Here is a 25,472-nt window from a genome sequence, read left to right as displayed (position 1 = left end):
AATTATGCCGCATGGTGAACTAACAAATCCGGAAACAATTGGAATGTTGCATTTGTTTATGCAAGCGAGTTGGATCGTGAAAGGTGTTATGATTGGGTTGCTGCTCGCTTCCATCTGGAGTTGGGCAATTATTTTTGATAAAATTTTTACGTATCGGAGAATACGGCGTGAAATAAAGCAGTTTGAACGTACATTTTGGTCCGGCAAAGCGCTAGAAGATCTTTATGCATCATGCAAAAGTCAACGTACCAATAGTATATCCGCAGTTTTTATAGCAGCAATGGTTGAATGGAAAAAATCTCTTGAAAAAGGGACCCATACATCGAAAAGTTTGCAGAGCAGAATTGATAAGGCTATGGATTTGACGCTGGGACGTGAAAGTGAAAAAATAGAATCAAAATTAAGTTTTCTTGCGACACTGGGGTCTGCTGGACCTTTTATCGGACTTTTTGGAACAGTTATTGGTATTATGGAGTCTTTTCTTTCTATTTCAGCTTCTCAAAATACATCACTTGCTATTGTCGCGCCGGGGATTGCAGAAGCGCTTTTGGCAACCGCTATTGGTTTGTTTGCAGCAATTCCAGCCGTTATTGCTTATAACAAGTTGACTCATGAAAGTGCGCGCATCATTGCACAAATAGAAAATTTTGCCGATGAATTTTCAACAATTGTATCGCGGCGTATTGATGAAACACGCACAGCACCTTCCTCTTTATAAAAAGGAGCTTATCCATGGGCGTTTCTGTTGCTTCTTCTTCTCGCAAAAATACACGTAGGCGGCATCATGCACGAAGCCAACTGATGAGTGAGATCAATGTCACTCCTTTTGTGGATGTCATGCTGGTCTTGTTGATTATTTTTATGGTCTCTGCTCCCCTTTTAGTGAACGGTGTTCCTCTAGATTTGCCTCGTAGTCAAGCGGGTCCCGTACGAGCTCAAAAGACACCCCTTACGGTTTCACTTGACGCGCAAGGGCGCTTTGCCATTAATCAAGATTATTATGAAACGTCACAGGCCCTGATTGCACACCTGAAAACTCTTCTGGAGGCAGATGCTACACAAAAAGATCAACGGGTTTTTGTGCGGGTTGCTAAAACTGTTGAATATCAGCAGGTATTAAAACTGCTGGCGGATATTCAAAAAGCGGGGTTTTCTCAAGTTGCGTTAGCAAGTCTAGCACAATAAATAATAAGTAATAAAATTGCGCATAACCGGTTGTTTTTAATTTTTTTTTTAAAAAGAGCATAGAGTGATTAAAAATGAAAAAATGTAAGGCATAAATAAGGCATAAAGAATGAACAAAGACTCCTATCATAGTATGAAACGAGGCTTGGCTTTATCCCTTGTGGTCCATGTCATTTTTCTCAGTTGGGGAGCCATTCAGTTTACAAGCTCTGTCTCTTTACCACAACCATTGGAAGCAATTCCCATTACTCTTGCTCCTTTAGTGGACGAGTTTTCTTCTCAACAAGGAGCCGTGAAGGCTCCTATCCGTGCTGTCCCTGCCGTCAAACCAACTATGCAGCCACAAGAGAAAGAAGATGCACGCCATATTGGAGAGGGACAAATAGATAGTCTTGCACCATTTCAACCAAAGGAAAAGCCGCGTCCCGTTGAAACAGCATCGCCACCATCAAGCGAGAACACATCAGAAACATTTGCACCAGAACTTACAAAACCAGAATTATTAGAAGCAAAAACAGAGGATGCGCCCAAGGTTGCGCCTGAGATGCCTTTGGAGGCACCGGAGGATGCGCCCAAGGTTGCACCTGAGATGCATTTGGAGGCACCAGAGGATGCGCCCAAGGTTGCACCTGAGATGCCTTTGGAGGCACCACCGGAGGATGCGCCCAAGGTTGCGCCTGAGATGCCTTTGGAGGCACCGGAGGATGCGCCCAAGGTTGCGCCTGAGATGCCTTTGGAGGCACCAGAGGATGCGCCCAAGGTTGCACCTGAGATGCCTTTGGAGGCACCGGAGGATGCGCCCAAGGTTGCGCCTGAGATGCCTTTGGAGGCACCAGAGGATGCGCCCAAGGTTGCACCTGAGATGCCTTTGAGAGTGCCGGAAGATGCCTCTAAGGTTGCGCTCAAGCCTGCGCACAAAAATGAAGAGATGATATCGCCAAAAGAATTGGCTCCAACGGTCCCAAAAGTACCAGCAGAGCAGATTGTTCATCAAGCGCCCAAAATTGTACTTCCAGAAAAATCTCTTCTTCCACAGTTTAAACCAAAGTTTGACGAAAAATCTCCAAGGAAGAATGAGGCTGCATTGAATCAAAATACGCCAAAGCTTAACAAGAAAAACCAAGAGAAACAGACCATTGAAGATATTTTAGCTCTGGAGGAAAATAATTTGCTTAATCGTGCGCGGTCACAAGGAGGGGGGGCAAAACGTTCTCATACACCAGAAGCTTTGGGTGCAAGAAAAAATATTAATGATACCACAAAAATGGCACAAACATTGGTCAATATTGCGGGGGGATGTATTCAACAGAAGCTTAAACTTGTGGCGCTTGGCGGCGATTTAAAAAACCGTCCGGTTGTGCGGTTGCGATTTTATTTAGACCGTGAAGGGATGGTTGTGGGTGATCCTATCATTGATCCCGTAAGCGGCCTTGAGAGTCAACAAGCTATTATGATAAGGCAGGTGTATGCTGCTGTCTTTTCATGCCAACCTTATGCAGATCTCCCACGTGATCAATATGATCTATGGGGGCAAGGTTTTGACTTTAATGTTGATCCCCTCCAAGAAATAAGATGATAAACGAGAAAAAAGCGCTTAACGAAAGGACACATTCCATGATGACTATAACGAGACATAAAGTTTTTGCTTGGTTTATTGTCACTTGTGGGTTGTGGCTTTCAAGTATTTCATCGGGTTATGCGCAATTGAAAGGAACTATTTCGAGCGCTGATTTTAATCCCATTCCCATTGCAATTACAGACTTTATTTCCAATGATTCGATTGGGTTGAAAATATCTGCTGTGGTGACAGCCGATCTTGAACGGTCGGGGCTTTTTTTACCGCTTGATAAAGCAAATTTTTTTGAAAACATTTCTAATCCTAATAAACAACCGCATTTTGCTTCTTGGCAGAAAATAAAAGCGCAAGGTTTAGTTACTGGGCAAGTCATGAGAGAAATCGATGGACGTTTGAGGGTCGATTTTCGTTTATGGGATGTTTTTGGACAAAGACAATTGAAAGGACGGCGTTTTTATACCGCGACAGAACGTTGGCGGCGTGTGGCACATATGATCGCAGATGAGATCTATAGTGAGATGACAGGAGAAAGTGGTTATTTTGATACACGAATTGTTTTTATCGATGAAACAGGCCCCCAAAATGCACGCATTAAACGCTTAGCAATGATGGATCAAGATGGCGCAAATTTGATTTATATGTCTGATGGAAGTGAATTGGTGCTTACGCCGCGTTTTTCTCCAAAAAGACAAGAAATGACCTATATGGCTTATGAGGACAATCAAGTACCTCATGTTTATCTCCAACAAATTGAAATGGGGCAAAGAGAGTTGATCGGAACGTTTAATAACATGACAATTGCTCCACGTTTTTCTTCTGATGGACAAAAAGTTATCATGAGTTTGTTACAAAATGATGGGAGTGCCAATCTTTACACCATGGATTTACGAACCCGTACGATGACGCGACTTACAACAACTTCTGCTATTGATACTTCTGCTTCTTATTCACCGGATGGAAAACAAATCGTCTTTTCTTCAGATCGTAGTGGAAAGCCGCAAATCTATAAAATGAATGCGGATGGGAGTGATATTCAGCGTATTTCTTCAAACGATGGGAGTTATTCAACACCTATTTGGTCTCCACGGGGTGACTATATCGCCTTTACAAAACAATTAAACGGACAATTTTCTATCGGTGTTATGCGCCCTGATGGACAAGGAGAACGAATTTTAACCACGGGGTTTCACAATGAAGGACCAACTTGGGCCCCTAATGGTCGTGTGCTGATGTTCTTTCGCAAAAATCCCGGTATGGGACCAAAAATTTATACGATTGATATTACGGGTCGCAATGAACGTCAATTACCCACTCCCAATGATGCTTCAGATCCAGCATGGTCGCCTTTGCTCAATATACAGTAAAACAAAATGCTTAAAAACAGAATATAGAAGGAATACAGTCTCAAGTTTAAACAATCTCAATAGTTTTTAAATTATTTAAAAGAAGGAATTGATTATAGTGTGCATGGGGAGTTATGTAGGTTTCATCTATCATCTACGGCTGTTGATCGATAATGGAATTTCCTTGGGGGAAAATGCTTAAAAAAATTCAAAACAATACCTTGAAAAAATAGAGCCGAAAATTCTAAGATCTCTAGATTTCAACTTTTTATTCAAAGTGTCGCTATATATATTTTTTTAAACTTCCTCTTCGATTTTGTTTGTGAAGAGTCCTCTTGTCAGGGGGGCTTTTGCTCTTTGATGTGTTTTATTCAAGTACGCGGTTGTTTTAGGTCTGAATATTGATTGATTGGTAAGAGCAAAAGGACAGATTTTTAAGATAAATGACGTTATTTTAGAAATATACGATGCCATAAAGTTAATGCCATAAAGTCAAAAATTTATCCGCAACAGATTAGAGAGATGTACCGCCTTTTTGTACAATACTTTGCTAAACAATCAGCTCTGGCTTTCTATTTGCTTATTTTTATTCTGTGATGTTATAAAAACACTGTCCTTTGAAGTGTGGTGATATAGGGCGTATAAATAGGACGTATAAACCTCCTTGATATATTCTAAGTGTTTTTAAGTGCGTGGCGAATATTTAGGGGAGTGCATGTTTGTTGAGCCTTAAGTTTCAAGTGAATTTTATGAGTGATTCGTCATAGGAATACGTTAGGAAAATCCCAATTGTTTAGAGGCTAGATCATTTTCATCACTTGAGAGCGGAGAGGAGGTTCATCTTAAAGAACAAAAAGATCAAATGAGAGAGGGGATATAGGGATAATTTTTGGGGCATGTAAGAAAGGCGTGAGGCTACAGAGTTTTGTATGCTTTCTTTTTTTGGTTATGTTTTCTGAAATTAATTGCGGTTTTCTTGTTGCACTGACAGCTTTTCCCCGCTATTGACGCGGGGCTTTTATATGTGCGGATAAAGAGGAGAAGTGACAGATGCTTTTGAAGCCCTCATGAATGAAGAGAGGGCTTATGCAAATGATGGGAATTATACAGACAATTTTGCCAAAATCTCATCACTGACATCAAAATTGGCATAAACATTTTGCACATCATCATCTTCTTCTAATGTTGAAATCAGCCGTAAAACGGACAAAGCTTTTTCTTCATCTATTGGTGCAAGGGTGGTGGCTTTCCAAATCGTTTTAATCGATTCTGCTTCACCAAGTTTTGCTTCAAGTGTTTTGGAAACTTCACCAATATCTTCAAATGCGCAGGTAATATGATGTCCGGTTTCTTCTGATTGCACATCTTCGGCACCGGCTTCAATTGCTGCATCCATGATGTTATCGGCTGTCCCTGCTTCTGGCTTATAGATTATTTCACCAATCCGATTAAACATGAAACTGACCGATCCTGTTTCCCCTAAGGCTCCTCCTGATTTTGTGAAGGCGGCGCGCACATTTGAAGCGGTGCGGTTGCGGTTATCAGTTAAAGCTTCAACAATGACGGCAACGCCACCTGGTCCATAGCCCTCATAGCGTACTTCATCATAATTTTCGACATCGGCGCCTGACGCTTTTTTAATCGCGCGTTCAATATTATCTTTCGGCATCGATTGTGCTTTGGCATTTTGAACAGCCAGCCTTAAACGTGGATTCATGGCTGGATCAGGAGCACCTTGTTTTGCTGCTACGGTAATTTCGCGTGCAAGTTTAGAAAATATTTTCGAGCGCATTGCATCTTGACGCCCTTTACGGTGCATAATATTTTTAAATTGTGAATGGCCTGCCATAGTTTTCCTTCCTATTTGAGGGCTTTCTTTCCAGTTGGATACTCTTTAGAATTTAAGGCGATAAAGCACGCATCCCACCAGAATAAATGTGCCACAGCATGAGGTGAAATAATCGAATAAACCCTTTATAAGAAAATTCATCTTAAAGGTAAAGACACCTTAGTTGAGGATCATTACAAGAGAGATCTCTTGTCGTTGAGCAAAAATAACGCTATAACAGAATGTAATCTCATAGCAAAATGGTTTATTCCATGCCTCGCTTTGTTTTAGGAGTGGTTGGAGAGACCTAAACATATAAAAAAGTTCCAGTGCTCTTGAGTGGGCGGTAACCTGCCTCATAGAAGAGGCGCAGAAGAGGATTTATAAAAATGGCAACGCAACTTTTGATGCCCAAAGCAACAGCTGTTTGGTTGGTTGATAATACAGCTCTTTCTTTTGATCAGATTGCAGAATTTTGTAAATTGCATGTCTTGGAAGTAAAAGCTATTGCCGATGGTGATGCGGCTTATGGTATTAAAGGTTTAGATCCGATTAGTTCTGGGCAATTGACGCGCAGTGAAATTGCACGGGTGGAGGCTGATCAAAACGCACGATTGAAAATTTCTCAATCTAGGGTGCATATTCCTGAAAAAAAACGTAAAGGGGCGCGCTATATCCCTCTTTCTCGACGCCAAGATCGTCCCAATGGTATCCTATGGTTGGTTACAAACCATCCCGAGTTGAAAGATGCACAAATTGCACGGTTGATTGGGACAACAAAAGCGACAATTGAACAAATCCGCCTTAGAACCCATTGGAATAGTGCAAATTTGGTTCCTCTTGATCCTGTAGGGCTTGGTTTGTGTTCGCAAATCGATTTAGATTTTGAGCTCCAGCGTGCGGCGAAAAATCGCCCTGTTGCTGCAGAAGAAGATAGGTCGTTGCTTCCCGCTTCTGTGACGGAAAACGCTGCTCTAGAGGAAAATGAGAGTGAAGACAATCTGCATAAGACTTTTGACGCTGATAAAGTTTTTGCAAAGCTGAACGCGCTGCAAAAAAATCGTCAAGATCAAGATCAAGATGATGCATAAAAAGCCATGACGCATAAGGGAAACATTTCTTATGGAAATGTTAGAGGAATGGCCAAAGAGAAGAAAAATTGGCAGAGACTTAAAAGTAAAAATGAGGACGAAAAAAAAACAGAAAAAATTTCGTCTTCATTAGGAATTAACGGTTATTCTTAAAAATATTTTTAAGAATTGACCCTTCTTTACCAAATTCAAGGAGAAACGGACTATGCGCTCTACCAAAAAAACCATCTCTCATTCCTTAGCTATCCTCTTTCTTTTCTCACTATGCTTGGGTGGGTGTGGCAAAAAAAATGTTGGTGCACTTAACGGTATGAATGGCGCTTATATGAATGATGCTGGTTTGAATCAGATGTCACCAGGTTCAGGACAAGAATTTACGGTTAATGTGGGTGATCGCGTGTTTTTTGGTCTCGATTCTTCTTCACTTGATGCTGATGCGGAACGTATTTTAACGCGCCAAGCAGAGTGGTTGCTTCATTATCCTTATTATTCTATTATGATCGAAGGTCATGCTGATGAGAGGGGAACACGTGAATATAACTTGGCACTTGGACAGCGCCGTGCTGTTGCTGTGCGAAACTATTTGGTGTCTCTAGGTGTGTCTGCACAACGGATTCAAACAATTTCTTACGGAAAAGAAAGACCTGTAGCAGTATGTGATGATATTTCCTGTTGGAATCAAAATCGACGTGCTGTGACAACGTTGAATGACATGAATAGTCATTAAAAAGAAGATTGTTTGTTTCAACTATTTAATAAGCTCTTAAGGGGAAAAAAGAATGTATCGTAAAATCAATTGGAAAACACTCTTTTATATGGGGGTTTTCATAGCTTGTTCTACTTCACTTGTTCAAAGTGCGGCACGAAAGGCTTCCGAATATCCTGCACATGATACGGATAAAGTTGATGCAGTTGATAAGGCAACTGATGATGTTAAGAAAGCGCCTGAAGCAGCCGATAAAGCAGCATCTGATGCGGCGGAAAAAGCCACTGACGCTGTTGATAAGGCAATTGATGCTGTGAAGGAAGCGCCTGAAGCAGCCGATAAAGCAGCATCTGATGTGATAGAAAAAGCCACTGATGCTGTTGATAAGGCTGTTGATGATGTGAAGAAAGCACCTGAAGCAGCTGATAAAGCAGCATCTGATGTGATAGAAAAAGCCACTGACGCTGTTAATAAGGCTGTCGATGATGTGAAGAAAGCACCTGAAGCAGCTGATAAAGCAGCATCTGATGTGATAGAAAAAGCCACTGACGCTGTTAATAAGGCTGTCGATGATGTGAAGAAAGCACCTGAAGCAGCTGATAAAGCAGCATCTGATGTGATAGAAAAAGCCACTGATGCTGTTAATAAGGCTGTCGATGATGTGAAGAAAGCACCTGAAGCAGCTGATAAAGCAGCATCTGATGTGATAGAAAAAGCTACTGACGCTGTTAATAAGGCTGTTGATGATGTGAAGAAAGCGCCTGAAGCAGCTGATAAAGCAGCATCTGATGTGATAGAAAAAGCCACTGATGCTGTTAATAAGGCTGTCGATGATGTGAAGAAAGCACCTGAAGCAGCTGATAAAGCAGCATCTAGCGCGGCGGAAAAAGCCACTGACGCTGTTAATAAGGCTGTTGATGCTGTTAAAGAAGCGCCTGAAGCAGCCGATAAAGCAGCATCTAGCGCGGTGGAAAAAGCCACTGACGCTGTTGATAAGGCTGTTGATGCTGTTAAAGAAGCTCCTGAAGCAGCTGATAAAGCAGCATCTAGCGCGGTGGAAAAAGCCACTGACGCTGTTAATAAGGCTGTCGATGCTGTAAAAGAAGCACCTGAAGCAGCTGATAAAGCAGCATCTAGCGCGGTGGAAAAAGCCACTGACGCTGTTAATAAGGCAATTGATGCTGTAAAAGAAGCACCTGAAGCAGCTGATAAAGCAGCATCTAGCGCGGTGGAAAAAGCCACTGACGCTGTTAATAAGGCAATTGATGCTGTAAAAGAAGCTCCTGAAGCAGCCGATAAAGCAGCATCTAGCGCGATGGAAAAAGCCACTAGTGTTGCGGAGCACCAAGGGATTATTTTAGAAAATCAACAGGCTTTATTTAAAGATTATGATTTAGATAAGCTTTTGCATAAGATACGAATGGTGCTTGAGCATAACAGTCTAAAAAATGTTAACAAGCAGTTTCACGAGCTTTTTGATACAGAAGCCTCTTCTGTTTATTCTTGTTCTTTTGAAAAGTCTGCTGTAGATGAAAAATCTCAGACTGTAAAAGAAGAGATAGAGCAGGACCATAGTACAGGTGATCAGACAAAGGTTGCTGCTGTGGAAGCTAAGGTGGAGAGCCATGATCATGAAAACAGTCAACCTTTTAACAAGGCGCATGAAGTAAGTGCTCCAATTGAAGCACATCAGAGTGACAATCTTTCTTCTTCTAAAGCTTTGTATAAGGAAGGGTATGATTTTATTCGTTCTGCTAACTATGTTGATGCTGAAAAAAGCTTTTGCGCTTTTCAAAATCGTTACAAAAAAGATTCTTTGAGTGATGATGCTTTATTTTGGTTGGCCGAATCTTTGTTGGGGCAAAAACGCTATCATGAAGCAGCACAAGTTTATCTTACCGCATGGTATGCAGATAAAAAGAAGCTCTATACCTCTGAGATTTTGCTGAAATTAGCAAGAAGTATGGTCGCTCTTGAGCCAAATAAAGACGATTGTGCTCATTTTGTGAAAAAATCAAAACGTCAACAAACATTAGCATCTGTTTTTTGTAAACCTGCAAAATAAACAGCGAGGTCGTTTTCGGTGTGCGTTAGACTGGCAAGAAATCTCTTTAAAACATCGGATTTTATTCAATGTCAGAAGTTGATTCTTGCCGTCTCAGGGGGAAGCGATTCTTTGGCTTTGATGTTTTTGGTCAAAGAGCATTTGGAAACTCTCGCATTTCCTCCAGAAATGATTGTTGTCACGGTTGATCATCAATTGCGTAAAGAATCGATGCGTGAAGCAGAAACTGTTGCGAAAATTTGTCGTGTCCATGATATTCAACATATCACTGTGCGATGGGAAGGCGAAAAGCCAAAGACGCATATTGCTTCCAGCGCGCGTGTTGCACGCTATGATCTCTTGGTTAAAGAAGCACAAAAACAAGGCGCATCACTTATTATGACGGGGCATACACTCAATGATCAGGTTGAGACCTATCATATGCGGTATCAACGTCTCCAAAAGAATAGAGGTGCTTTATATAGTGAAGCTGTTGCTATGCGCGATGAGGTTTATGCCAGTGGTTTTGCTGGTGCTTTGCGCGGTGAAGCCGAGGGTATACGTGATGAGGATCATACCAGAAAAACGAGAAAAAATATTGCCGAAAAAAACTATGGTCCCCTTTATGAGCGCGGTTTATCCTGTATTCCGCGTGAGGCGTTGTTGCATAGAAAAGTGCGTTTGATTCGGCCACTCCTTGGTGTAAAACGCCAAACATTACGGAATTATTTACGCTTACAAGGACAAACATGGATTGATGATCCAACCAATGAAGATCGCAATTTTGAACGTGTGCGCGTGCGTCAATCTCTTTCTCCACAAAAATTGGCTTATATTGCTCAAAAAATAAATGAAGCCGCATTGCAGCGTCGTCAACAAGCCAAAAATATTGCTGATTTGATCTTAGCGCTGGATATTACTGTCCAACATGGGCGTTGTTTCATAGCAAAGCCTGCGCTGTTTTTACAGAAACATTCCAGTTTTCCTTTCGTGGTGGGGCTCTTTGCTGTGCTGATGGGAGGGGGATTTTATTTGCTCCCCAATCAGAAATTAAGCATGCTTGTTCAAAAACTCTGTCTCGATTCTCCAGAAAAGAAGCGTTTTACTTATGCGGGTTCTGTTATTGAATATAACAAGCACGGAATTTCTTTGTGGCGTGAAGGGCGAAATATGAAAGAGGCTATCGTTGAGCCAGATAAAACTTTTATATGGGATGGGCGCTATCATATCACAAATCATGGATATGAGGCTATAAAGGTTGGAGCCGCAAATTTAGAACAGCTGAAATTTTTATTAAAAAATAGCGATTTTGAGCTTGAAAAGCCTCATTTTCCCTCTTTACAATCGCTGCTGATGATCTCAAATCATAAAGGGTATGATATTCCAGAGTTGATTTCTCAAGCAGTTATTCATAAACATGTTATCGTCAAGCGGATTATGGCACCTTTCGATTGGCTTTCCTCACGAGAAGATGCTGCCTTGGTGAATGTTGTGGAACCTTTTTTTAATATTGAGGTGAAAAGATAAAGGAAAATTACTCTAAAAGAAAATAAACAGCTTCTCATCCCTTGGCAAGGGGCTGACAAGGTTATATGTTAAGGGGAACTGTTTGAAATCTATATTTGATTAAGTGGGCTGAATATGAATTCCAATTACCGCTCTCTCCTTATTTGGGGAGTTATTGCCTTGATTTTGATTGTGTCGTTTTCTCTCTTTAATGGAGATAGCCAACGTTCTGGTGGTGGAGAAGTCTCCTATTCTGAATTTTTGCAAAAAGTTGAGAATAATGAGTTGAAATCTGTGACCATTCAAGGTCAAAAATTAACAGGGAAAACCATTGAACATAGAGCTATTTCAACCTATGCTCCTCGCGATCCAGGTTTGATACAAAAGTTGGAAAGCAAAAACGTCAATGTTAAAGCTATTCCTGAAAGCTCTGGAAATAGCATTTTCCTCAATCTCCTCTTTTCCTTATTACCTGTTATTATTATCGTGGGGGCGTGGGTCTTTTTTATGCGGCAAATGCAAAATGGATCACGTGGTGCAATGGGATTTGGGAAATCGAAAGCAAGATTGCTTAATGAAGCGCAAGGACGTATTACCTTTAAAGATGTTGCTGGCGTTGAAGAAGCAAAGCAAGATCTTCAAGAAATTGTTGAATTTTTACGCGAACCACAAAAATTTCAACGCTTAGGGGGGCGTATCCCACGCGGTGTTTTGCTTGTTGGTCCTCCAGGAACCGGTAAAACTTTGCTAGCACGTTCTGTGGCAGGTGAAGCCAATGTGCCATTCTTTACCATTTCAGGGTCTGATTTTGTTGAAATGTTTGTTGGTGTTGGGGCAAGCCGTGTGCGCGATATGTTCGAACAGGCTAAAAAAAATGCACCTTGTATTATCTTTATCGATGAAATTGATGCTGTAGGGCGCCATCGGGGGGCTGGTCTTGGCGGTGGAAACGATGAACGTGAACAGACCTTAAACCAGTTGCTTGTCGAAATGGATGGATTTGAGCCCAATGAAAGTATTATTCTTATTGCCGCAACAAACCGTCCTGATGTCCTTGATCCTGCTTTATTGAGACCAGGGCGTTTTGATCGGCAAGTTGTTGTGCCAAACCCTGATGTTTCTGGGCGTGAGCAAATCTTGAAAGTGCATGTGCGCAACGTGCCTTTAGCGCCTAACGTTGATTTGAAAATTTTGGCAAGGGGAACACCAGGATTTTCCGGTGCGGACCTGATGAATCTGGTCAATGAAGCTGCTCTTATGGCTGCGAGCCGTAATAAAAGAGTTGTCACGATGCAAGAATTCGAAGATGCCAAAGATAAGGTGATGATGGGGGCTGAACGTCGTTCAACCGCTATGACACAAGAGGAAAAAGAACTCACTGCTTATCACGAAGCAGGACATGCTATTGTGGCTCTTAATGTGCCGGTTGCTGATCCTGTCCACAAAGCAACAATCGTTCCAAGGGGAAGAGCATTGGGAATGGTGATGCAATTGCCTGAAGGCGATCGCTATTCTATGAGTTATCGGTGGATGATTTCTCGTTTGGCTATTATGATGGGTGGACGTGTGGCTGAAGAATTAAAGTTTGGAAAGGAAAATATCACCTCCGGTGCTTCTTCTGATATTGAGCAAGCAACGAAATTAGCACGTGCAATGATCACACGGTGGGGATTTTCTGATCTGCTTGGAAATGTAGCTTATGGCGATAACCAAGATGAAGTCTTTTTGGGTCATTCTGTTGCGCGAACACAAAATGTCTCTGAAGAAACAGCGCGCATGATTGATATGGAAGTGCGTAAGCTTATTGATGATGCCTATAAAAATGCGACAAACATTTTGAAAACAAAAAGAAAAGAATGGTTTGCTTTGGCACAAGGTTTGTTGGAATATGAGACTTTAACGGGAGCTGAAATTAACGAAGTTATTGCAGGAAAGCCTCCTTCACGCACACAGAAAGATGAGGGTGCTGCGCCACGGGGGTCTTCTGTTCCAAAAACTGGAAAAATGAAGACAGAGACAACAGTGGTAGATGAAAAAAACGCTGAAGCAGTCTCTAAAACAGCGCCTCATAAAGTAGAGACCGATAAAGGCGAGGCAGACAAAGCAGAGGCAGCTGTTGGAAAAAAAACAGCAAAATCCAGTAATGTTGTGCTTAAGGAGGCTCAGTCTAAAGAAGTGCAATCGGATGAGACTGAGAAAAAAGCACAAAGCACAAAAGGTACTACAAAATCAGTCAACCGCTCTAAAAGTAATGCTGAAAAGAAGTCCAATACTGCGGGAGATGATAAAGAAAAATAAGAATTATTTAATACCGCTTGAGTGACGATGTTTTAGGAAAACTTCTAATTTTTTTGAGAAAGGCGCAAGTTTTGTTTGCGCCTTTCTTGTAATATTTGCAAAAATATGGAAGCAAAAAATTAAGCAAAGCCGTTGTATTATGACGGCTTTAGCATGCTACAAGGCGAGGTGGACTGTTGCTTTTCTAATGTGGTAGGGTTGTGAGGTTAGGCGATAGATTTCCTTGCTGATTTTGTAGGGTATGAGGTTTGGTGCTGGGTTTCTTTACGGATTTAGCAAGTGTGTGAGATTATCCGTTGGTTGTATTAAAGGGGTGTATAGAGCATTTTGAGGAGATAATATTGCTTTTATGTGGAAGGGTGTAAACATAATTGCTTGAGAGTGGTTTAGATGTGTAGATGGTGAATAGGGGGCTTGATTGTTTAAATGCATGAAGGTTTAGATCAATGATCTGATTTTATATGGGGAGCGGGGGGACTATTGTACCAAGGGGGCTTGTTAGGGGTTTAAGGAAAAGCCAAGGGAAGAATTATATATTAAAGGAAAGAGGCATGGTGCAAAAATATTTTGGTACAGATGGAATTCGGGGGAAAGCCAATTCATTTCCTATGACACCCGATTTTGCCATGAAGGTGGGGATGGCTGTAGGGGTTTTATTTCGCTCACAACATCAATCTCATCGTGTGGTGATTGGCAAGGATACACGATTATCTGGTTATATGTTGGAAAACGCTTTGGTTTCAGGATTGACTGCTGCGGGGATGGAAGCTTTTTTATTGGGTCCAGTGCCAACCCCTGCTGTTGCAATGCTTTGCCGCTCTTTGCGAGCGGATCTTGGAGTGATGATTTCTGCTTCTCATAATCCGTTCTATGATAATGGAATTAAACTTTTTGGTCCTGATGGTTTTAAACTTTCAGATGATATGGAAGCCAAAATTGAACAATTGATCGATACAGATCTTTCAAAATCTTTAGCAAGTTCTGCCGAAATTGGTTATGCAAAACGGGTTGAGGGGGATATTTATCGTTATATTGAATATGCCAAACGAACTTTGCCGCGTGATGTTCGCTTAGATACTGTGCGTATTGTTGTGGATTGTGCCAATGGGGCTGCTTATAAAGCGGCTCCCCGTGCTTTATGGGAATTGGGGGCTGAGGTTTTTGCTATTCATGATGAACCCAATGGGACCAATATTAATCAAAAATGTGGATCAACCGATTTAAGCTCTTTAAAACGAAAAGTGCATGAAGTGCGTGCTGATGTGGGGATTGCTCTTGATGGAGATGGAGATCGTGTTCTCATTGTTGATGAAAAAGCACAAACGGTTGATGGAGATCAGTTGATTGCTGTAATTGCTGAAAATTGGCATAAAATGGGACGATTACGGTGTAATGGTGTTGTCACAACGATTATGTCAAATCTTGGACTGGAACGTTTCTTGAATAGCAAAGGGTTGCACCTTGTAAGGACAAAAGTTGGAGATCGTTATGTTGTCGATGCCATGCGCCAAAAGGGATATAATGTTGGTGGTGAGGCTTCTGGCCATATCGTGCTCAGTGATTTTGGTACAACGGGTGATGGCTTGGTGGCTGCATTGCAGATTTTAGCCTGTATGAAGGAAAGTCAAAGCCCTATGAGCCAATTGTGTAAACGGTTTGAACCTGTACCGCAAATTTTAAAAAATGTAACGATTAAAAATAAAAATGTCCTGAAAAAAAATCCCGTCAAAACGGCCATTGATCAAGCAGAGAAGCGGTTGGGAAAAGAGGCACGGCTGGTGATCCGCGCTTCTGGAACTGAGCCGGTTATCCGCCTTATGGCTGAAGGCGATGCACGAGAAGTATTGGACACTGTCGTGACAGAGTTGATGGATGTTATTATTCATCATGATGTACGCATGGGGACTGCACTTGAGGAATCTTGATTTTTTTGAGAAAATTATCAGATCATCTTTGAATAAAGGTCTGATTTTAATGCGGGATTTTGGCAATTACAAAAGGTATGATTATTAACTTTGTTAGTGATGTAATAACGGTAATGGATACTCTATCTACGAACAAATTAAATAAAAAAGGGAAAAGTCTAATTCTAATAACTACAATGCGTATAGAGTTCTCTATAGTTCGTAAGATATAAAAAATATGCCTTTTTTGATTTTCCTTTTTCTTTTACTTATTCGTAAACCGGTTATTAGTTTAACAGAGTTTGTAGGGGGGGAGTTTATTAGTGTTATTCATTCTTTTTACTGGACATACAGCGGGTGCAGCGCCCCATGAACATCAAACAGCAATGGTCATTGTGGTTATATCATCTTGATGTTTCTAAGTGCCGCTGCCAATTGGAGATATGATACGCTCCTATTACGTTTAGCTCCTCCTAATTATGAACTTATACTTTTCCAATAATTAGTAGAATAATGAGAAAGAGATGAGAATGATCGATTTTTTCACGACAGTTCTAATGTTTATAAAGTAAAAAAGCCATGTGATGTAAAAAATAATGAACATTTTTTGGATCTTGGAGGGGGACACTCTATATTCATTTATGATTTTAGGATTTAAACATAAAAGGATTGAAGCCTTCTATAATACTGGTACGACTGAAGGGATTAGAACCGCCCATGCTCAAAAATTAAAGCGTATTCTAAGTGCTCTTGAAGGAGATGTATCGCCAAAAGATTTTGAGTTATCCGTCCTTTTGATTACATCTGCTAAAAGGTGATTTCAAGGATTATTAGTCAATTACTGTAAATGGAAATTGTCGCGTAATATTTCGCTTTGATAGCATAGATGTCGAAATGGTTGATTATCTGGATTGTCATCAAAAAGCAGGTCTAAACAATGATGAAGAATCCTTCACATCCCGGTGAATTATTGTGAGAAGATGTGATCAAAGAGCTTAGTTTATCCGTTAATGAAGCAGCAGAGTGGCTTGGTATATCTCGTGTAGCACTTTCTAGAGTTTTAAATGGAAAAGCCGCTATGAGTGCTAATCTTGCTATTAGGCTTGAAATGGCTGGTGTAAGCACAGCACGTGCTTGGCTTGCTATGCAAACAAATTATGATCTATCAAAAAAAAATCCTTAACAACAGTCTCATGATCAAGATTGCATAAAAGAGTTTCAAATGGCAGTTAAGTTTTTGCAACAGAGACGTATACAAGAGCTAAATCATGCGTATGAGCGTACAAGGTCAAAAGATGTAACGCGGATAAGACAAGGAATAAAATCTTATTTTCATAACTCGATTAAGCCATACGGTAAAAGAGAGGTAATCAAAGGAGGTGTTTAATATGGGTGTGACAAAAGATGTTGTACGTGCCTGCATAGATAGGGCGTTAAAAAAAATCCGGTGAGATATTAGCAAGTTTAGGACTTACGGTGTCTGATTTCATCCGTATTGCTTTGACAAAAGTTGTTCATGAAAAAGGATTGCCGTTTGATATGTCTATTTCTAATGCGAAAACGCTTAAAACTTTCGAGAAAAGTGACAAGGGTTAAGAGAAGTGACAAGGGTAAAGAGATATAGCTGAAGATAGGTAAGATTTGTTTTGTCATTTGGATATTTGATATTTCTGATCATTCACTTCAAATTAGCTTTTCATTTACATCATTATCGTTATGGGTGTTTCCGTATATTGAATGATGTATGCAAACCGTGATTGAAATGGCAGCTTATTGAATTTCTGTGAAAGAAGAAGGCATATCGCCTGAATAATTATTTGATATTGTTTCTTTTATTGCTACTCATTCAGATGCTGGTGGTCTTATGCAAGGTATGAGAGAAAGCCAAGGAAAGTTAGGTTTAAAAGCATAAGAGTAAAAGTGGGGGATATAAAGTTATACCCTTTTTTGGTGGTTAAAATATTCCGGTGTTGATCGAAGATATTTACAGTCAATCATCTTGAGGTAATTTGACAAAATCAGAGAGGAATGCGTTGAAGAAAATTTTTATATTGCGCCTTGATGAATATCGAAAAGAATAATAATGGATAAGGCACATAAAGCAGGATCTCGTATATTACAAGGTGCTCGTGAAGCTCTTGTCTGAAGCTAAAGGTGAAGCGGATACTAAATTTGGTATCTATATTCCTGCAAATGTTGATTTCAAAAAAAATCAGAAAAAATATAGGGTTATAGATATCATTTTCGTCACGTTTTGGTTTTCCTGTGGGGCGCATTCGTGATTGGGAATGGGGATGATATTTTTACTTCTTTTTGCTTTCAATTCATTGAAAATGAACTTGAATCTATGGTGGTAATTTAGCACGCGATGATATCCGCGGCTTATAATCGTGTTTTTAAGAAAGCTCTATTGGTATAGTTTTTGCTTATAAAAAAGGGTGTGAGGGTGCTTGTTTTTTTAAAAAGCATCACGGCGTTTGAAGGGGTCGTAATAGATTTCTGTTACACGAAATTTGCCTTCGAGGCGTTTACATTGGATGATGACATCTATCATCGAGATTAATAAGCCGCGGATATCATCGCGTGCTAAATTACCACCACCGTCACTTTCTTTGACTAAAAGGGTCATTTGTTCAAAGGCTGCAAGGGCTGTTGAGGCATGGACGGTGGTAATGGAGCCGGGGTGACCAGAATTGACATTACGGATGTAGTAAAAGGCTGTACCATCACGCAGCTCTTGTAGAAGGATTCTGTCGGGGCGCATGCGTAAGCCTGATTCAAGCAGTTCTTTTGCGCCTGCTTTTGCTAAGCCTTGGTTATCTTTTGAATAAAAGAGCTGCACTTTGTTGGCGTGCGGAACGACAAGTTCTGGCGTGTCTTCAATGGTGAGAATTCGTTCATAGTCAGGGATTTTTGCAATCAAAGCTTTGGAGAGGGTTGTTTTACCAGAACCGGTTTTGCCCGATATTAAGATATTTTGTTGTGTAATAACGGCTCTTTCTAAAAAGGTGCAAAAGTCTTTGGCCAGAAACAAATCTGTTAGCTTTTTGTCTGTATCAGAGAGTTCGGATAACCGTTCTGTCATTTGTTGCGTGGGTGTGAAACTGGTGTTTTGGGCAACAGAAAAAAGATTGTTTTCATGTAAACTTTCAAGAGAAAAAGTGCGTGATGAAGGTTTACGAATGGTCATGCTAATGGTATTGGCTGCAACTGCTGGAGGCATAACAATTTGTATGCGTTCGTTGTTTGGCAGTGTTGCGGAGAGAACGGGGTTTTCTACACTGATTTTTTGTGTTGTGTAGGCAGCAACAACTTTTGCAATCCCTTCTAGTTCGCTGTAGGTTAGCTCTTTTAAGATGTGGGTTTGCCAACCATTGGGACCCTCAACGATTACTTCGCCAGGGCGATTGATGACAATTTCAAATAAATTGTCATCATTGAGGAAGTCATCTAAGATCTTTAATTTTGTTAAAACGATGGAGGCGCGTTCTGCATTTTTTGCTGATGGCATAATGTGACTTTATTGGCTTAATGAAAAAAGGAATAGCTGGGAGTAGAGCGGTTTCTTTTGCTCTTTACGACTAGTTTATAGACAGAGGAAAAATCGAGATCTTTTGCTACAAAGATGTTGACCAGTTCGCCTTGAAATTTTTCTAGGGTAGGAGGGATGTTGATTTGATTTTCAAGAGCAATACTGGCGGCCTCTTTTCCAGTGTTGTTTGCGCCTTCAAAACCGCCGCCTCCAGAGTTGTTTGAACCTCCTTTATTGGAATTGCCTACTATTTTATTTGTTAAAACTGTTGTGGCACCATCAATAACGGTGAGTAAAAGGGAAGAGCCAAAGCGTTCCCACCAATGGGTGTTGATGTTGCCATCAAAACCGGCTCTGCCTAAACTGTCGGTTGCGGGTGAGGCAAGGTCGATGATGACACCGGTTGGGGTTTTTGCTCTTGTCCAGAGTACAAAGAGGCGAGATTGACCTTGTTTTATCCCTCCGCGGTATTCGCCAATCACTTGGGTTCCTTTATCAAGCAAAACAACGCGCCCATTGTCAGAGAGGATATCACGGTTGATGATGCAGCTTGCAAAGCCTGGTTGCTCACTGTTTAATGCGGTTTCTAAGATACAGGGAATAGAGGTTCCCATGGCGATGATAAAGTTTCTATTGCCGATGAGTTTTGCTTTTGCTTTTGCTTCTTCTGTTTTGGTAGGCTTTAATAGGGTTGCAAAATTTTGTGTGTCTTGAAGGGCAGGAGAATTTTGCGCATTCGCGAGATTTTCAAGGGCATGGAATTTTTCAAAGGGGTTGAGAGTCGTGTTGACGATGTCTTTTAATTGAGATTTAGAGCCTTTGGCAAAAGCGAGAACAGGGGCACGTCTTGCGGCATCAAGTAGTGGGTCATCTTTTTTGGGTTCTTGTGCGAGTGGTTGTGGGGGTGGTAAGGTTATTGGCGCTATGTTGGCACGCGGGTCAGAGGGCGCGAGCTCTAAAGGGGCGAGGGAATTGTGAAAGCTTTTTTCTTGTTTTTTATGAGCTTTTGCGGTGTCTTTTTGTTCTGTGGGGGAGGATAAGATGTTCCAGAGCACATAGCCGCAGATTCCTATACAGGCTATTGCGACAACTATTTTTTTGCCAGCGCTTTTGGCGCTATTGTTTTTGCCATCCCCAATAGATCCGCGATCTTCGATGATTGATTTATCACTCATGTGTTGTCCCCTTCAATTCCCGCTTATTTAAAGATCTGATGCAATTTTACGTTCAACAGATGGTGAGGTTGTTCCGGTATTTGGATTTGTGCCTTTTGGTTGATAGGCTTCGTTAAAGACGCATAGGACGTTTTTTCCCTGTCTTAGGGTGAAGCGTGCGCTAATGGCATGGACAATCACCATGTTGCCTCTTGTGGTTTTGGGAACCAGCGATTCTGTACCGTCATTGCTGACAATGTAAATGGCAGGGATTTCTTGGTTGTCTGGAAATGTAAATGTTGTGGTTTTGCCATTGTCATAAACGGAGGAGGGTTCGAGAGTGATAGAGCCTTGAGCGGTGTAAGCCCAATTGCGAGGTCCGTAGGTTTCAGAAGCGTTGAAGACATTATCGATACGCTGGGCTTGTTGTTTTTCTTGTCGCATAAGGGCTGCGAGTCTTCTTTGTTCTGCTTCTTCTTGTGGGTAGCGAAATTTCACAAGGAAATATGTTTCTTGTCCAGATGAAATTTCTCCATCTTTGACCATCAGTTCAAATTGATAGGAGCGCTTTGAGCCATCAAGCTTTGTGGTGACGACTTGGAGATTGGTAATGGGTTGGACTTCCCGCGCTTTGAGGAAAAGAATATTGCCAGCGGGAGCGACTTCCCATGCAACGCTGTTGCCAATTGCCACATGGGCAATTTCTTCATTGGGAGAAAATTCTATTTGTACCGATGAGCGTATGGAGCCAATAATTTTTGTGACATTATAGGCATCATAGTTGATAAAGCGAATGCGGCTATCGCTTGGCGCACGAGTGGGAAAAATACTGGCATGGCTAGGCGTTAAAGAAAGGGTAATAGCGATGTTAAGAATGAAAAAAAGAATTTTTTTTGTCATGATCAGTTGACCACTTCCGGATCGGTTCTATATTCACTAACAATAAACCCTAGAGGATTTATCAAACGGTTTTGGACAGAGATAGGGGCATTGATATATTCAAAGGTAAGTGTTGCAACCCAGTGGGTGATGAATTCTTTGTTGTTGTCGTTGTCATGAATGGTTCTGTAGTAACGCACTTGGGCGACATCGTCATTGATAAAGGAGATTGATTTTATTGTTATTGTAACGGCGGCGTGTTTATAGAGAATTTGAGGACTTTGGGGATTTCTTGCTCCATACCAGCTGGCAAATCTTTCCTGTTCTTCAGAAGAAGAGAGGAGGGAGACGGTTTGGAAGTTGTGTTGTGTTTCTTCTGTGGTGAAGCCTTCACGGGAGCGGACATATTTTGCAGCAAAGTAGCGTGTGATTGCTTCGTCGACATTGGTGGGACCTTCTTTTAAGGATTCCACAACTTCGACAATGCCGGTTGAATTGTCTACACGGATGACAAAAGGTTCCACGGTTTTAAGGGGCGTGAGGGTGATGACCGCGAGAGAAGACAGTATTGCAACCGCAACGGCGATGCCGGCAATGGCAAGCGAGACGCGGGTGGTGCGGCGTGAGGCGAGCATGCGATCTTGATCGAACGAGCGCGCTTCAGCAATGTATTGTTCTATGTCTTTTTCTTTCATGCTTTTTGCCCGCAATTTTTGTAAGATTTGATTTCTTCATCCGTTAATTTTTGTGCCAGAAGCATTTCCAGCTTCCCTTCTTTTAGGGATGAAGGGGTGTTGTTACTGATGATAATGGGTGTGGGCGTGGGTTTTTTCCCTTCCCAATTCCACATTGATCTGTTGAGTGGACGTTTAGAATATCCATCACATTTTGGGAGTGACTTCAGTGTGTTTGGTGAAGACACACAGCCACTGAGAAAGAGAAATGGTAAGATAATCCCAATTTTTTTAAATTTCCGCATTTGAACTTAGGCCTTTGCTAATAGTGATGCTAATTTTTTAACACCCTTCATTATTGTGTTGCCTGCAAATTTAGTAGCGCGCCAAGCTTCTTTTCCAGCGCGTTGCGTTCCCGTTATTGCACTTGTGAGAGAAGCACCGCCCGAGGCTAAAGCTGATGCTATATCAGGTAATTTGATGAAAAGGTAAATACCACAAAAGCCAACAGCTGAGAAATTAATTAAGGAAAGCATTATATCTTCAAGATTTACTGAGAAGATTTGCATTGCAAGATTGACATACATACCGCCAAGCAACACGACTAATACCTGCAAAATGATGAAGTTTGCAACTTGTCCTAACCATGCTTCTGTAAAACGCCTTGTTGGGGAAAACAGACCAAGGCTTATAAAAAGTGGTCCTATCGATAGGACAAGAAATAAACCAAGTTTAGCAAACATTGAGACGATAAAACCAACTGCAGAAACTATAATGGCATCCACTAAACAGCCAAAACCAGCAAGCCATGTCGCAAGAAACTTACCCGTTTCAGTCCATCCTGTGTACTGATCTGATGCGTCAAAAACGTGTGCACCAGCTTGTCTTAGCATATTGTCCCATATATTTTGATCCGAGTGTGCTGCACCTTGTGTGACATTTGCAATGGCATTCGGCAGATCATTGAAAAATATATCCCTGACCCACGCATTATAAATACCGGCTTTTGTGGCGAGTGTAACAATGATACCGAGTTTGAAAGTTGTCGCTATAAATTCCCATAAGGGCATGGAAGAACGCCCGTAGATGATATTGTATCCCATAAATATAATGTAAATTGTACAAGATGCTTTAAGCGGAGCACTTAAACTTAATGAGAGATTATTAATAGTTTTATTCATTACATCTTCAAGAGTCTTTATTACAAAACTATCCATCCGAGTAAATACAGTTACATTTTCAAATGCCATTGCACGTCCGTTTTATTTAATGTCTGCAAATATGATCATTTCTGCTTCAATTATTATCCTGTTGTTGTTTAGCTTTAGCACGCTCTTCTGCTTCTCGTTCGGCTTGTTCTTTTGCTTTTTCTTCAGCTTGTCTTTTTTCAAAATCAGCTTTTCTTTTTTCAAAATCAGCTTTCCATTTTTCATGTTCAGCTTTTTGTTGCTCCATAAGTTCATCCATCGCTTTGTTGAAGCGCTCTGCCGCTTTCCGGCTTCTTTCTTCAGCTTGTGCCTGACGTTCTTTCTCAAGTTCTAAAAATGCTAACCGCATGTTTTCACAATTCTTTGAAGTCCCTGCGAATCCACATTTAGCATCCCACTCTAAGCGTAAATTTTTATCTTTTTTAAATTCTGCTACACTGTGAGTTTTTTCACATCCAGCTGTGATGAGCCCTGTGCAAAGTAGCAATGTTGTTATGAGAACTTTATTCATAGATATTTCCCCTTTTTCCTTTCAGTTTTACAAGGTTTGAGCACAATCTTTAAATTATGCTTGTGTTATCGGTTTTTATAACCAGTGATGATAAATCTAGGGCAGAGACATAATCTTGCCATAAATCTATTGTATAGTCTGTAAGGTTCTTTAAGTTGAGCAGCTAAAGCGCAATAGATGCTATCCATTGTCCTTGTAAGTGGCTCCATCAACATATTGTCTATCTTAGTGAATATGCCTTTTGTTACTATTGCCATTTAGATGCTCCGCTCTTCATCGTGTTTTTTTATAGTTTAATTGTTATTCTGTTGTTGTTTAGCTTTAGCGCGCTCTTCTGCTTCTCGTTCTGCTCGTAATCTATTAGTATCAGCTTCAATTTTTTCAATCCAAGCTTTTTGTTCAGCTTTAAATTTTTCATCTATTTTGCGATTTTCTTCGTCAATTTTTGCCCGACGTTCTTTCTCAAGTTCAGCGCCTGCTACTCTTAGGTTTTCACAATTTTTTGAAGTTCCTATCCCTCCACATCTCGTGACCCATTCATCAAATAATTTTGGATTTTTTTTAAATTCAGCGACGCTATAGGTTTTTTCACATCCAGCTGTGATGAGCCCTGTGCAAAGTAGCAATGTTGTTATGAGAACTTTATTCATAGATATTTCCCCTTTTTCCTTTCAGTTTTACAAGGTTTGAGCACAATTTTTAAATTATGCTATGTTCTGGTTTTTTATAATCAGTGATGATAAATCTAGGACACAGACATAATGTTGCCATAAATGTTTTTACTGATTTAGTTATTGCCTTTGTCTTGTTCTTTTTCAGATTGTTCTTTCATTTTTTGTTTATCGTCATTTTTACGATATTTATTTAGATAGTTATCAAAATTTTCTTGACGTACTTCTTCTATTGCTTTGTCTAAATTTTTACAATTTTGTGAATCTCCTGTCCATCCACACTTACGTCTCCATTCATCGCGTAAATTTTTATCTTTTTTAAATTCTGCAACACTATAGGTTTTTTCACATCCAGCTGTGATGAGCCCTGTGCAAAGCAGCAATGTTGTTATGAGAACTTTATTCATTATTTATTGTCCTGTTGTTGTTTAGCGCGCTCTTCTGCTTCTCGTTCGGCTTGTTCTTTTGCTTTTTGTTCTTCTTCAGCTTGCCTTTTTTGATATTCAGCTTCTCTTTTTTCAAGATCGGACATTATTTTAGCTCTAGCTTTTTTTAATGCTTCATGAAGGTTCTCTTCCGCTTGACGCTCTCTTTCTGCTGCTTTTGCTTCATATTCTTTTTGAAGTTCTAAAAATGCTAACCGCATGTTTTCACAATTTTTTGAAGTTCCTGCAAATCCACATTTAGCATCCCACTCTAGGCGTAATTTTTCATCTTTTTTAAATTCTGCGACGCTGTAAGTTTTTTCACATCCAGCCGTGATGAGCCCAGTGCAAAGCAGCAATGTTGTTATGAGAACTTTATTCATTATTTATTGTCCTGTTTCTTTTCAGATTCTTGTTTATCGTCATTTGTCGAGCCAAAGCCTCTCCAATTTTTACGGGTTTCAAATTCAGCTTGCTCTGCATTTTTACAATTTTTCGAATTCAAATCCCCTGACGTCAAACATTTCAGTAATACTTCTTCCATCAGTTTTTTATTTTTTTTAAGTTCTTCTACGCTGTGGGTTTTTTCACATCCAGCCGTGATCAGCCCTGTGCAAAGTAGCAATGTTGTTATGAGAACTTTATTCATTATTTATTGTCCTGTTTCTTTTCAGATTCTTGTTTATCGTCATTTGTAGAGCCAGTTCTCCCCCATCCCCATGTTGGAAGACTCTCACGATAAGCTTGCTCTGCGTTTTTACAATTTTGCGAATCGAGATCCCCTGATGTCATACATTTCATTTTCCATTTTTCGTATAATTTGTGATCTTTCTTAAATTCTTCTACGCTATGGGTTTTTTCACAACCAGCCGTGATCAGCCCTGTGCAAAGTAGCAATGTTGTTATGATGATCTTGTTCATATTTAAGCCCCTCTTT

The 25,472-nt window shown here is 40.6% G+C and carries 27 protein-coding genes; 14 read left to right on the top strand and 13 right to left on the bottom strand.

Going from position 1 to position 25,472, the window contains the following annotated elements; genetic code table 11:
• Window positions 1–4: 4 nt before the first annotated feature.
• The 4 genes from tolQ to tolB all read left to right on the top strand — a co-directional run bounded on the left by tolQ (window position 5) and on the right by tolB (window position 4,125).
• Window positions 5–718 (top strand): protein TolQ, encoded by a 714-nt coding sequence (gene tolQ / locus ACFILA_RS03285; RefSeq protein WP_273790464.1) that lies wholly within the window; start codon window positions 5–7, stop codon window positions 716–718.
• A 14-nt stretch (window positions 719–732) separates the two neighbouring features.
• Entirely contained in the window at window positions 733–1,185 is a 453-nt protein-coding gene (tolR, locus tag ACFILA_RS03280; protein WP_375660654.1) for a protein TolR, read from the top strand.
• 109 nt (window positions 1,186–1,294) lie between these two features.
• Window positions 1,295–2,761, top strand: coding sequence for a cell envelope biogenesis protein TolA (locus ACFILA_RS03275; protein WP_375660653.1), 1,467 nt, complete (start codon window positions 1,295–1,297; stop codon window positions 2,759–2,761).
• Window positions 2,762–2,799: 38 nt separating this feature from the next.
• Complete coding sequence (gene tolB, locus ACFILA_RS03270) at window positions 2,800–4,125, top strand: Tol-Pal system beta propeller repeat protein TolB (RefSeq protein ID WP_375654367.1); 1,326 nt, start codon at window positions 2,800–2,802, stop codon at window positions 4,123–4,125.
• 1,081 nt (window positions 4,126–5,206) lie between these two features.
• Here tolB and ACFILA_RS03265 read toward each other — a convergent pair.
• Window positions 5,207–5,953, bottom strand: coding sequence for a YebC/PmpR family DNA-binding transcriptional regulator (locus ACFILA_RS03265; protein WP_254492472.1), 747 nt, complete (start codon window positions 5,951–5,953; stop codon window positions 5,207–5,209).
• A 368-nt stretch (window positions 5,954–6,321) separates the two neighbouring features.
• Here ACFILA_RS03265 and ACFILA_RS03260 point away from each other — a divergent pair, with 368 nt between their 5' ends.
• From ACFILA_RS03260 to ACFILA_RS03215, 10 genes are all read left to right on the top strand, one after another.
• Window positions 6,322–7,023, top strand: a complete 702-nt coding sequence (locus tag ACFILA_RS03260) for a DUF1013 domain-containing protein (RefSeq protein ID WP_273790461.1) — start codon at window positions 6,322–6,324, stop codon at window positions 7,021–7,023.
• A 6-nt stretch (window positions 7,024–7,029) separates the two neighbouring features.
• The gene (locus ACFILA_RS03255; protein ID WP_375660652.1) at window positions 7,030–7,176 is read left to right on the top strand and encodes a hypothetical protein; all 147 of its coding nucleotides are present in this window, start codon (window positions 7,030–7,032) and stop codon (window positions 7,174–7,176) included.
• A gap of 52 nt (window positions 7,177–7,228) precedes the next feature.
• Window positions 7,229–7,750: a peptidoglycan-associated lipoprotein Pal gene (gene pal / locus ACFILA_RS03250; RefSeq protein ID WP_273790460.1), complete on the top strand. Its 522-nt coding sequence runs from the start codon at window positions 7,229–7,231 to the stop codon at window positions 7,748–7,750.
• A 52-nt stretch (window positions 7,751–7,802) separates the two neighbouring features.
• A complete protein-coding gene (locus ACFILA_RS03245; RefSeq protein ID WP_375660651.1) occupies window positions 7,803–9,794 on the top strand; it encodes a tol-pal system protein in 1,992 nt (663 codons plus the stop codon).
• Window positions 9,795–9,812: 18 nt separating this feature from the next.
• Window positions 9,813–11,300 carry a tRNA lysidine(34) synthetase TilS gene (gene tilS / locus ACFILA_RS03240; protein WP_375660650.1) on the top strand — a complete coding sequence of 496 codons (1,488 nt, stop codon included), beginning with the start codon at window positions 9,813–9,815 and terminating at the stop codon, window positions 11,298–11,300.
• Window positions 11,301–11,414: 114 nt separating this feature from the next.
• Entirely contained in the window at window positions 11,415–13,577 is a 2,163-nt protein-coding gene (gene ftsH, locus ACFILA_RS03235) for an ATP-dependent zinc metalloprotease FtsH (RefSeq protein WP_273790457.1), read from the top strand.
• Between the two features lie 551 nt (window positions 13,578–14,128).
• Window positions 14,129–15,502, top strand: a complete 1,374-nt coding sequence (glmM, locus tag ACFILA_RS03230) for a phosphoglucosamine mutase (protein ID WP_375617881.1) — start codon at window positions 14,129–14,131, stop codon at window positions 15,500–15,502.
• A gap of 620 nt (window positions 15,503–16,122) precedes the next feature.
• The gene (locus tag ACFILA_RS03225) at window positions 16,123–16,299 is read left to right on the top strand and encodes a hypothetical protein (RefSeq protein ID WP_375657488.1); all 177 of its coding nucleotides are present in this window, start codon (window positions 16,123–16,125) and stop codon (window positions 16,297–16,299) included.
• A 164-nt stretch (window positions 16,300–16,463) separates the two neighbouring features.
• Window positions 16,464–16,664: a HigA family addiction module antitoxin gene (locus tag ACFILA_RS03220; protein ID WP_375660649.1), complete on the top strand. Its 201-nt coding sequence runs from the start codon at window positions 16,464–16,466 to the stop codon at window positions 16,662–16,664.
• Between the two features lie 293 nt (window positions 16,665–16,957).
• Entirely contained in the window at window positions 16,958–17,077 is a 120-nt protein-coding gene (locus ACFILA_RS03215) for a type II toxin-antitoxin system RelB/DinJ family antitoxin (RefSeq protein ID WP_375630941.1), read from the top strand.
• Window positions 17,078–17,939: 862 nt separating this feature from the next.
• On the opposite strand, the gene virB11 is transcribed toward ACFILA_RS03215, so the two are convergent.
• The 12 genes from virB11 to ACFILA_RS03155 form a co-directional block, all read right to left on the bottom strand.
• Window positions 17,940–18,992: a P-type DNA transfer ATPase VirB11 gene (virB11, locus tag ACFILA_RS03210; RefSeq protein ID WP_375643273.1), complete on the bottom strand. Its 1,053-nt coding sequence runs from the start codon at window positions 18,990–18,992 to the stop codon at window positions 17,940–17,942.
• Between the two features lie 17 nt (window positions 18,993–19,009).
• Window positions 19,010–20,188 carry a type IV secretion system protein VirB10 gene (gene virB10, locus ACFILA_RS03205; protein ID WP_375660648.1) on the bottom strand — a complete coding sequence of 393 codons (1,179 nt, stop codon included), beginning with the start codon at window positions 20,186–20,188 and terminating at the stop codon, window positions 19,010–19,012.
• 27 nt (window positions 20,189–20,215) lie between these two features.
• The gene (gene virB9, locus ACFILA_RS03200) at window positions 20,216–21,067 is read right to left on the bottom strand and encodes a P-type conjugative transfer protein VirB9 (protein ID WP_375642883.1); all 852 of its coding nucleotides are present in this window, start codon (window positions 21,065–21,067) and stop codon (window positions 20,216–20,218) included.
• A 2-nt stretch (window positions 21,068–21,069) separates the two neighbouring features.
• Window positions 21,070–21,741: a virB8 family protein gene (locus ACFILA_RS03195; RefSeq protein WP_375660647.1), complete on the bottom strand. Its 672-nt coding sequence runs from the start codon at window positions 21,739–21,741 to the stop codon at window positions 21,070–21,072.
• A complete protein-coding gene (locus tag ACFILA_RS03190; protein ID WP_375660646.1) occupies window positions 21,738–22,025 on the bottom strand; it encodes a type IV secretion protein VblB7 in 288 nt (95 codons plus the stop codon). Before ACFILA_RS03190 ends, ACFILA_RS03195 begins: the two co-directional genes overlap by 4 nt.
• A 6-nt stretch (window positions 22,026–22,031) precedes the next feature.
• On the bottom strand, window positions 22,032–22,970 hold the full coding sequence (locus ACFILA_RS03185; protein WP_375660645.1) for a type IV secretion system protein: 939 nt from the start codon (window positions 22,968–22,970) through the stop codon (window positions 22,032–22,034).
• Window positions 22,971–23,016: 46 nt separating this feature from the next.
• Window positions 23,017–23,439 carry an EexN family lipoprotein gene (locus ACFILA_RS03180; protein ID WP_375660644.1) on the bottom strand — a complete coding sequence of 141 codons (423 nt, stop codon included), beginning with the start codon at window positions 23,437–23,439 and terminating at the stop codon, window positions 23,017–23,019.
• 293 nt (window positions 23,440–23,732) lie between these two features.
• Window positions 23,733–24,089, bottom strand: coding sequence for an EexN family lipoprotein (locus tag ACFILA_RS03175; RefSeq protein ID WP_375660643.1), 357 nt, complete (start codon window positions 24,087–24,089; stop codon window positions 23,733–23,735).
• A 137-nt stretch (window positions 24,090–24,226) separates the two neighbouring features.
• The gene (locus tag ACFILA_RS03170) at window positions 24,227–24,517 is read right to left on the bottom strand and encodes an EexN family lipoprotein (RefSeq protein WP_375660642.1); all 291 of its coding nucleotides are present in this window, start codon (window positions 24,515–24,517) and stop codon (window positions 24,227–24,229) included.
• A complete protein-coding gene (locus ACFILA_RS03165; RefSeq protein ID WP_375660641.1) occupies window positions 24,517–24,918 on the bottom strand; it encodes an EexN family lipoprotein in 402 nt (133 codons plus the stop codon). The genes ACFILA_RS03170 and ACFILA_RS03165 overlap by 1 nt, the downstream gene beginning before the upstream one ends.
• Window positions 24,918–25,184 (bottom strand): EexN family lipoprotein, encoded by a 267-nt coding sequence (locus tag ACFILA_RS03160; RefSeq protein WP_375660640.1) that lies wholly within the window; start codon window positions 25,182–25,184, stop codon window positions 24,918–24,920. The genes ACFILA_RS03165 and ACFILA_RS03160 overlap by 1 nt, the downstream gene beginning before the upstream one ends.
• Window positions 25,184–25,456 (bottom strand): EexN family lipoprotein, encoded by a 273-nt coding sequence (locus tag ACFILA_RS03155; RefSeq protein ID WP_026500396.1) that lies wholly within the window; start codon window positions 25,454–25,456, stop codon window positions 25,184–25,186. The genes ACFILA_RS03160 and ACFILA_RS03155 overlap by 1 nt, the downstream gene beginning before the upstream one ends.
• Window positions 25,457–25,472 lie beyond the last annotated feature (16 nt).

It is taken from the genome of Bartonella sp. CL71SXKL (genome assembly GCF_042194935.1).
Taxonomy (GTDB): domain Bacteria; phylum Pseudomonadota; class Alphaproteobacteria; order Rhizobiales; family Rhizobiaceae; genus Bartonella.
Note: the sequence above shows the minus strand (reverse complement) of the source record. Positions and strands in the feature narration are given on the sequence as shown.

Bases quoted from the DNA above. Each gene is read 5' to 3' on its own strand.
- tolQ (WP_273790464.1), top strand. From the start codon at position 5: ATGCCGCATGGTGAACTAACAAATCCGGAAACAATTGGAATGTTGCAT.
- tolR (WP_375660654.1), top strand. From the start codon at position 733: ATGGGCGTTTCTGTTGCTTCTTCTTCTCGCAAAAATACACGTAGGCGG.
- ACFILA_RS03275 (WP_375660653.1), top strand. From the start codon at position 1,295: ATGAACAAAGACTCCTATCATAGTATGAAACGAGGCTTGGCTTTATCC.
- tolB (WP_375654367.1), top strand. From the start codon at position 2,800: ATGATGACTATAACGAGACATAAAGTTTTTGCTTGGTTTATTGTCACT.
- ACFILA_RS03265 (WP_254492472.1), bottom strand. From the start codon at position 5,953: ATGGCAGGCCATTCACAATTTAAAAATATTATGCACCGTAAAGGGCGT.
- ACFILA_RS03260 (WP_273790461.1), top strand. From the start codon at position 6,322: ATGGCAACGCAACTTTTGATGCCCAAAGCAACAGCTGTTTGGTTGGTT.
- ACFILA_RS03255 (WP_375660652.1), top strand. From the start codon at position 7,030: ATGACGCATAAGGGAAACATTTCTTATGGAAATGTTAGAGGAATGGCC.
- pal (WP_273790460.1), top strand. From the start codon at position 7,229: ATGCGCTCTACCAAAAAAACCATCTCTCATTCCTTAGCTATCCTCTTT.
- ACFILA_RS03245 (WP_375660651.1), top strand. From the start codon at position 7,803: ATGTATCGTAAAATCAATTGGAAAACACTCTTTTATATGGGGGTTTTC.
- ftsH (WP_273790457.1), top strand. From the start codon at position 11,415: ATGAATTCCAATTACCGCTCTCTCCTTATTTGGGGAGTTATTGCCTTG.
- glmM (WP_375617881.1), top strand. From the start codon at position 14,129: ATGGTGCAAAAATATTTTGGTACAGATGGAATTCGGGGGAAAGCCAAT.
- ACFILA_RS03225 (WP_375657488.1), top strand. From the start codon at position 16,123: ATGATTTTAGGATTTAAACATAAAAGGATTGAAGCCTTCTATAATACT.
- virB11 (WP_375643273.1), bottom strand. From the start codon at position 18,992: ATGCCATCAGCAAAAAATGCAGAACGCGCCTCCATCGTTTTAACAAAA.
- virB10 (WP_375660648.1), bottom strand. From the start codon at position 20,188: ATGAGTGATAAATCAATCATCGAAGATCGCGGATCTATTGGGGATGGC.
- virB9 (WP_375642883.1), bottom strand. From the start codon at position 21,067: ATGACAAAAAAAATTCTTTTTTTCATTCTTAACATCGCTATTACCCTT.
- ACFILA_RS03195 (WP_375660647.1), bottom strand. From the start codon at position 21,741: ATGAAAGAAAAAGACATAGAACAATACATTGCTGAAGCGCGCTCGTTC.
- ACFILA_RS03190 (WP_375660646.1), bottom strand. From the start codon at position 22,025: ATGCGGAAATTTAAAAAAATTGGGATTATCTTACCATTTCTCTTTCTC.
- ACFILA_RS03185 (WP_375660645.1), bottom strand. From the start codon at position 22,970: ATGGCATTTGAAAATGTAACTGTATTTACTCGGATGGATAGTTTTGTA.
- ACFILA_RS03180 (WP_375660644.1), bottom strand. From the start codon at position 23,439: ATGAATAAAGTTCTCATAACAACATTGCTACTTTGCACAGGGCTCATC.
- ACFILA_RS03175 (WP_375660643.1), bottom strand. From the start codon at position 24,089: ATGAATAAAGTTCTCATAACAACATTGCTACTTTGCACAGGGCTCATC.
- ACFILA_RS03170 (WP_375660642.1), bottom strand. From the start codon at position 24,517: ATGAATAAAGTTCTCATAACAACATTGCTGCTTTGCACAGGGCTCATC.
- ACFILA_RS03165 (WP_375660641.1), bottom strand. From the start codon at position 24,918: ATGAATAAAGTTCTCATAACAACATTGCTGCTTTGCACTGGGCTCATC.
- ACFILA_RS03160 (WP_375660640.1), bottom strand. From the start codon at position 25,184: ATGAATAAAGTTCTCATAACAACATTGCTACTTTGCACAGGGCTGATC.
- ACFILA_RS03155 (WP_026500396.1), bottom strand. From the start codon at position 25,456: ATGAACAAGATCATCATAACAACATTGCTACTTTGCACAGGGCTGATC.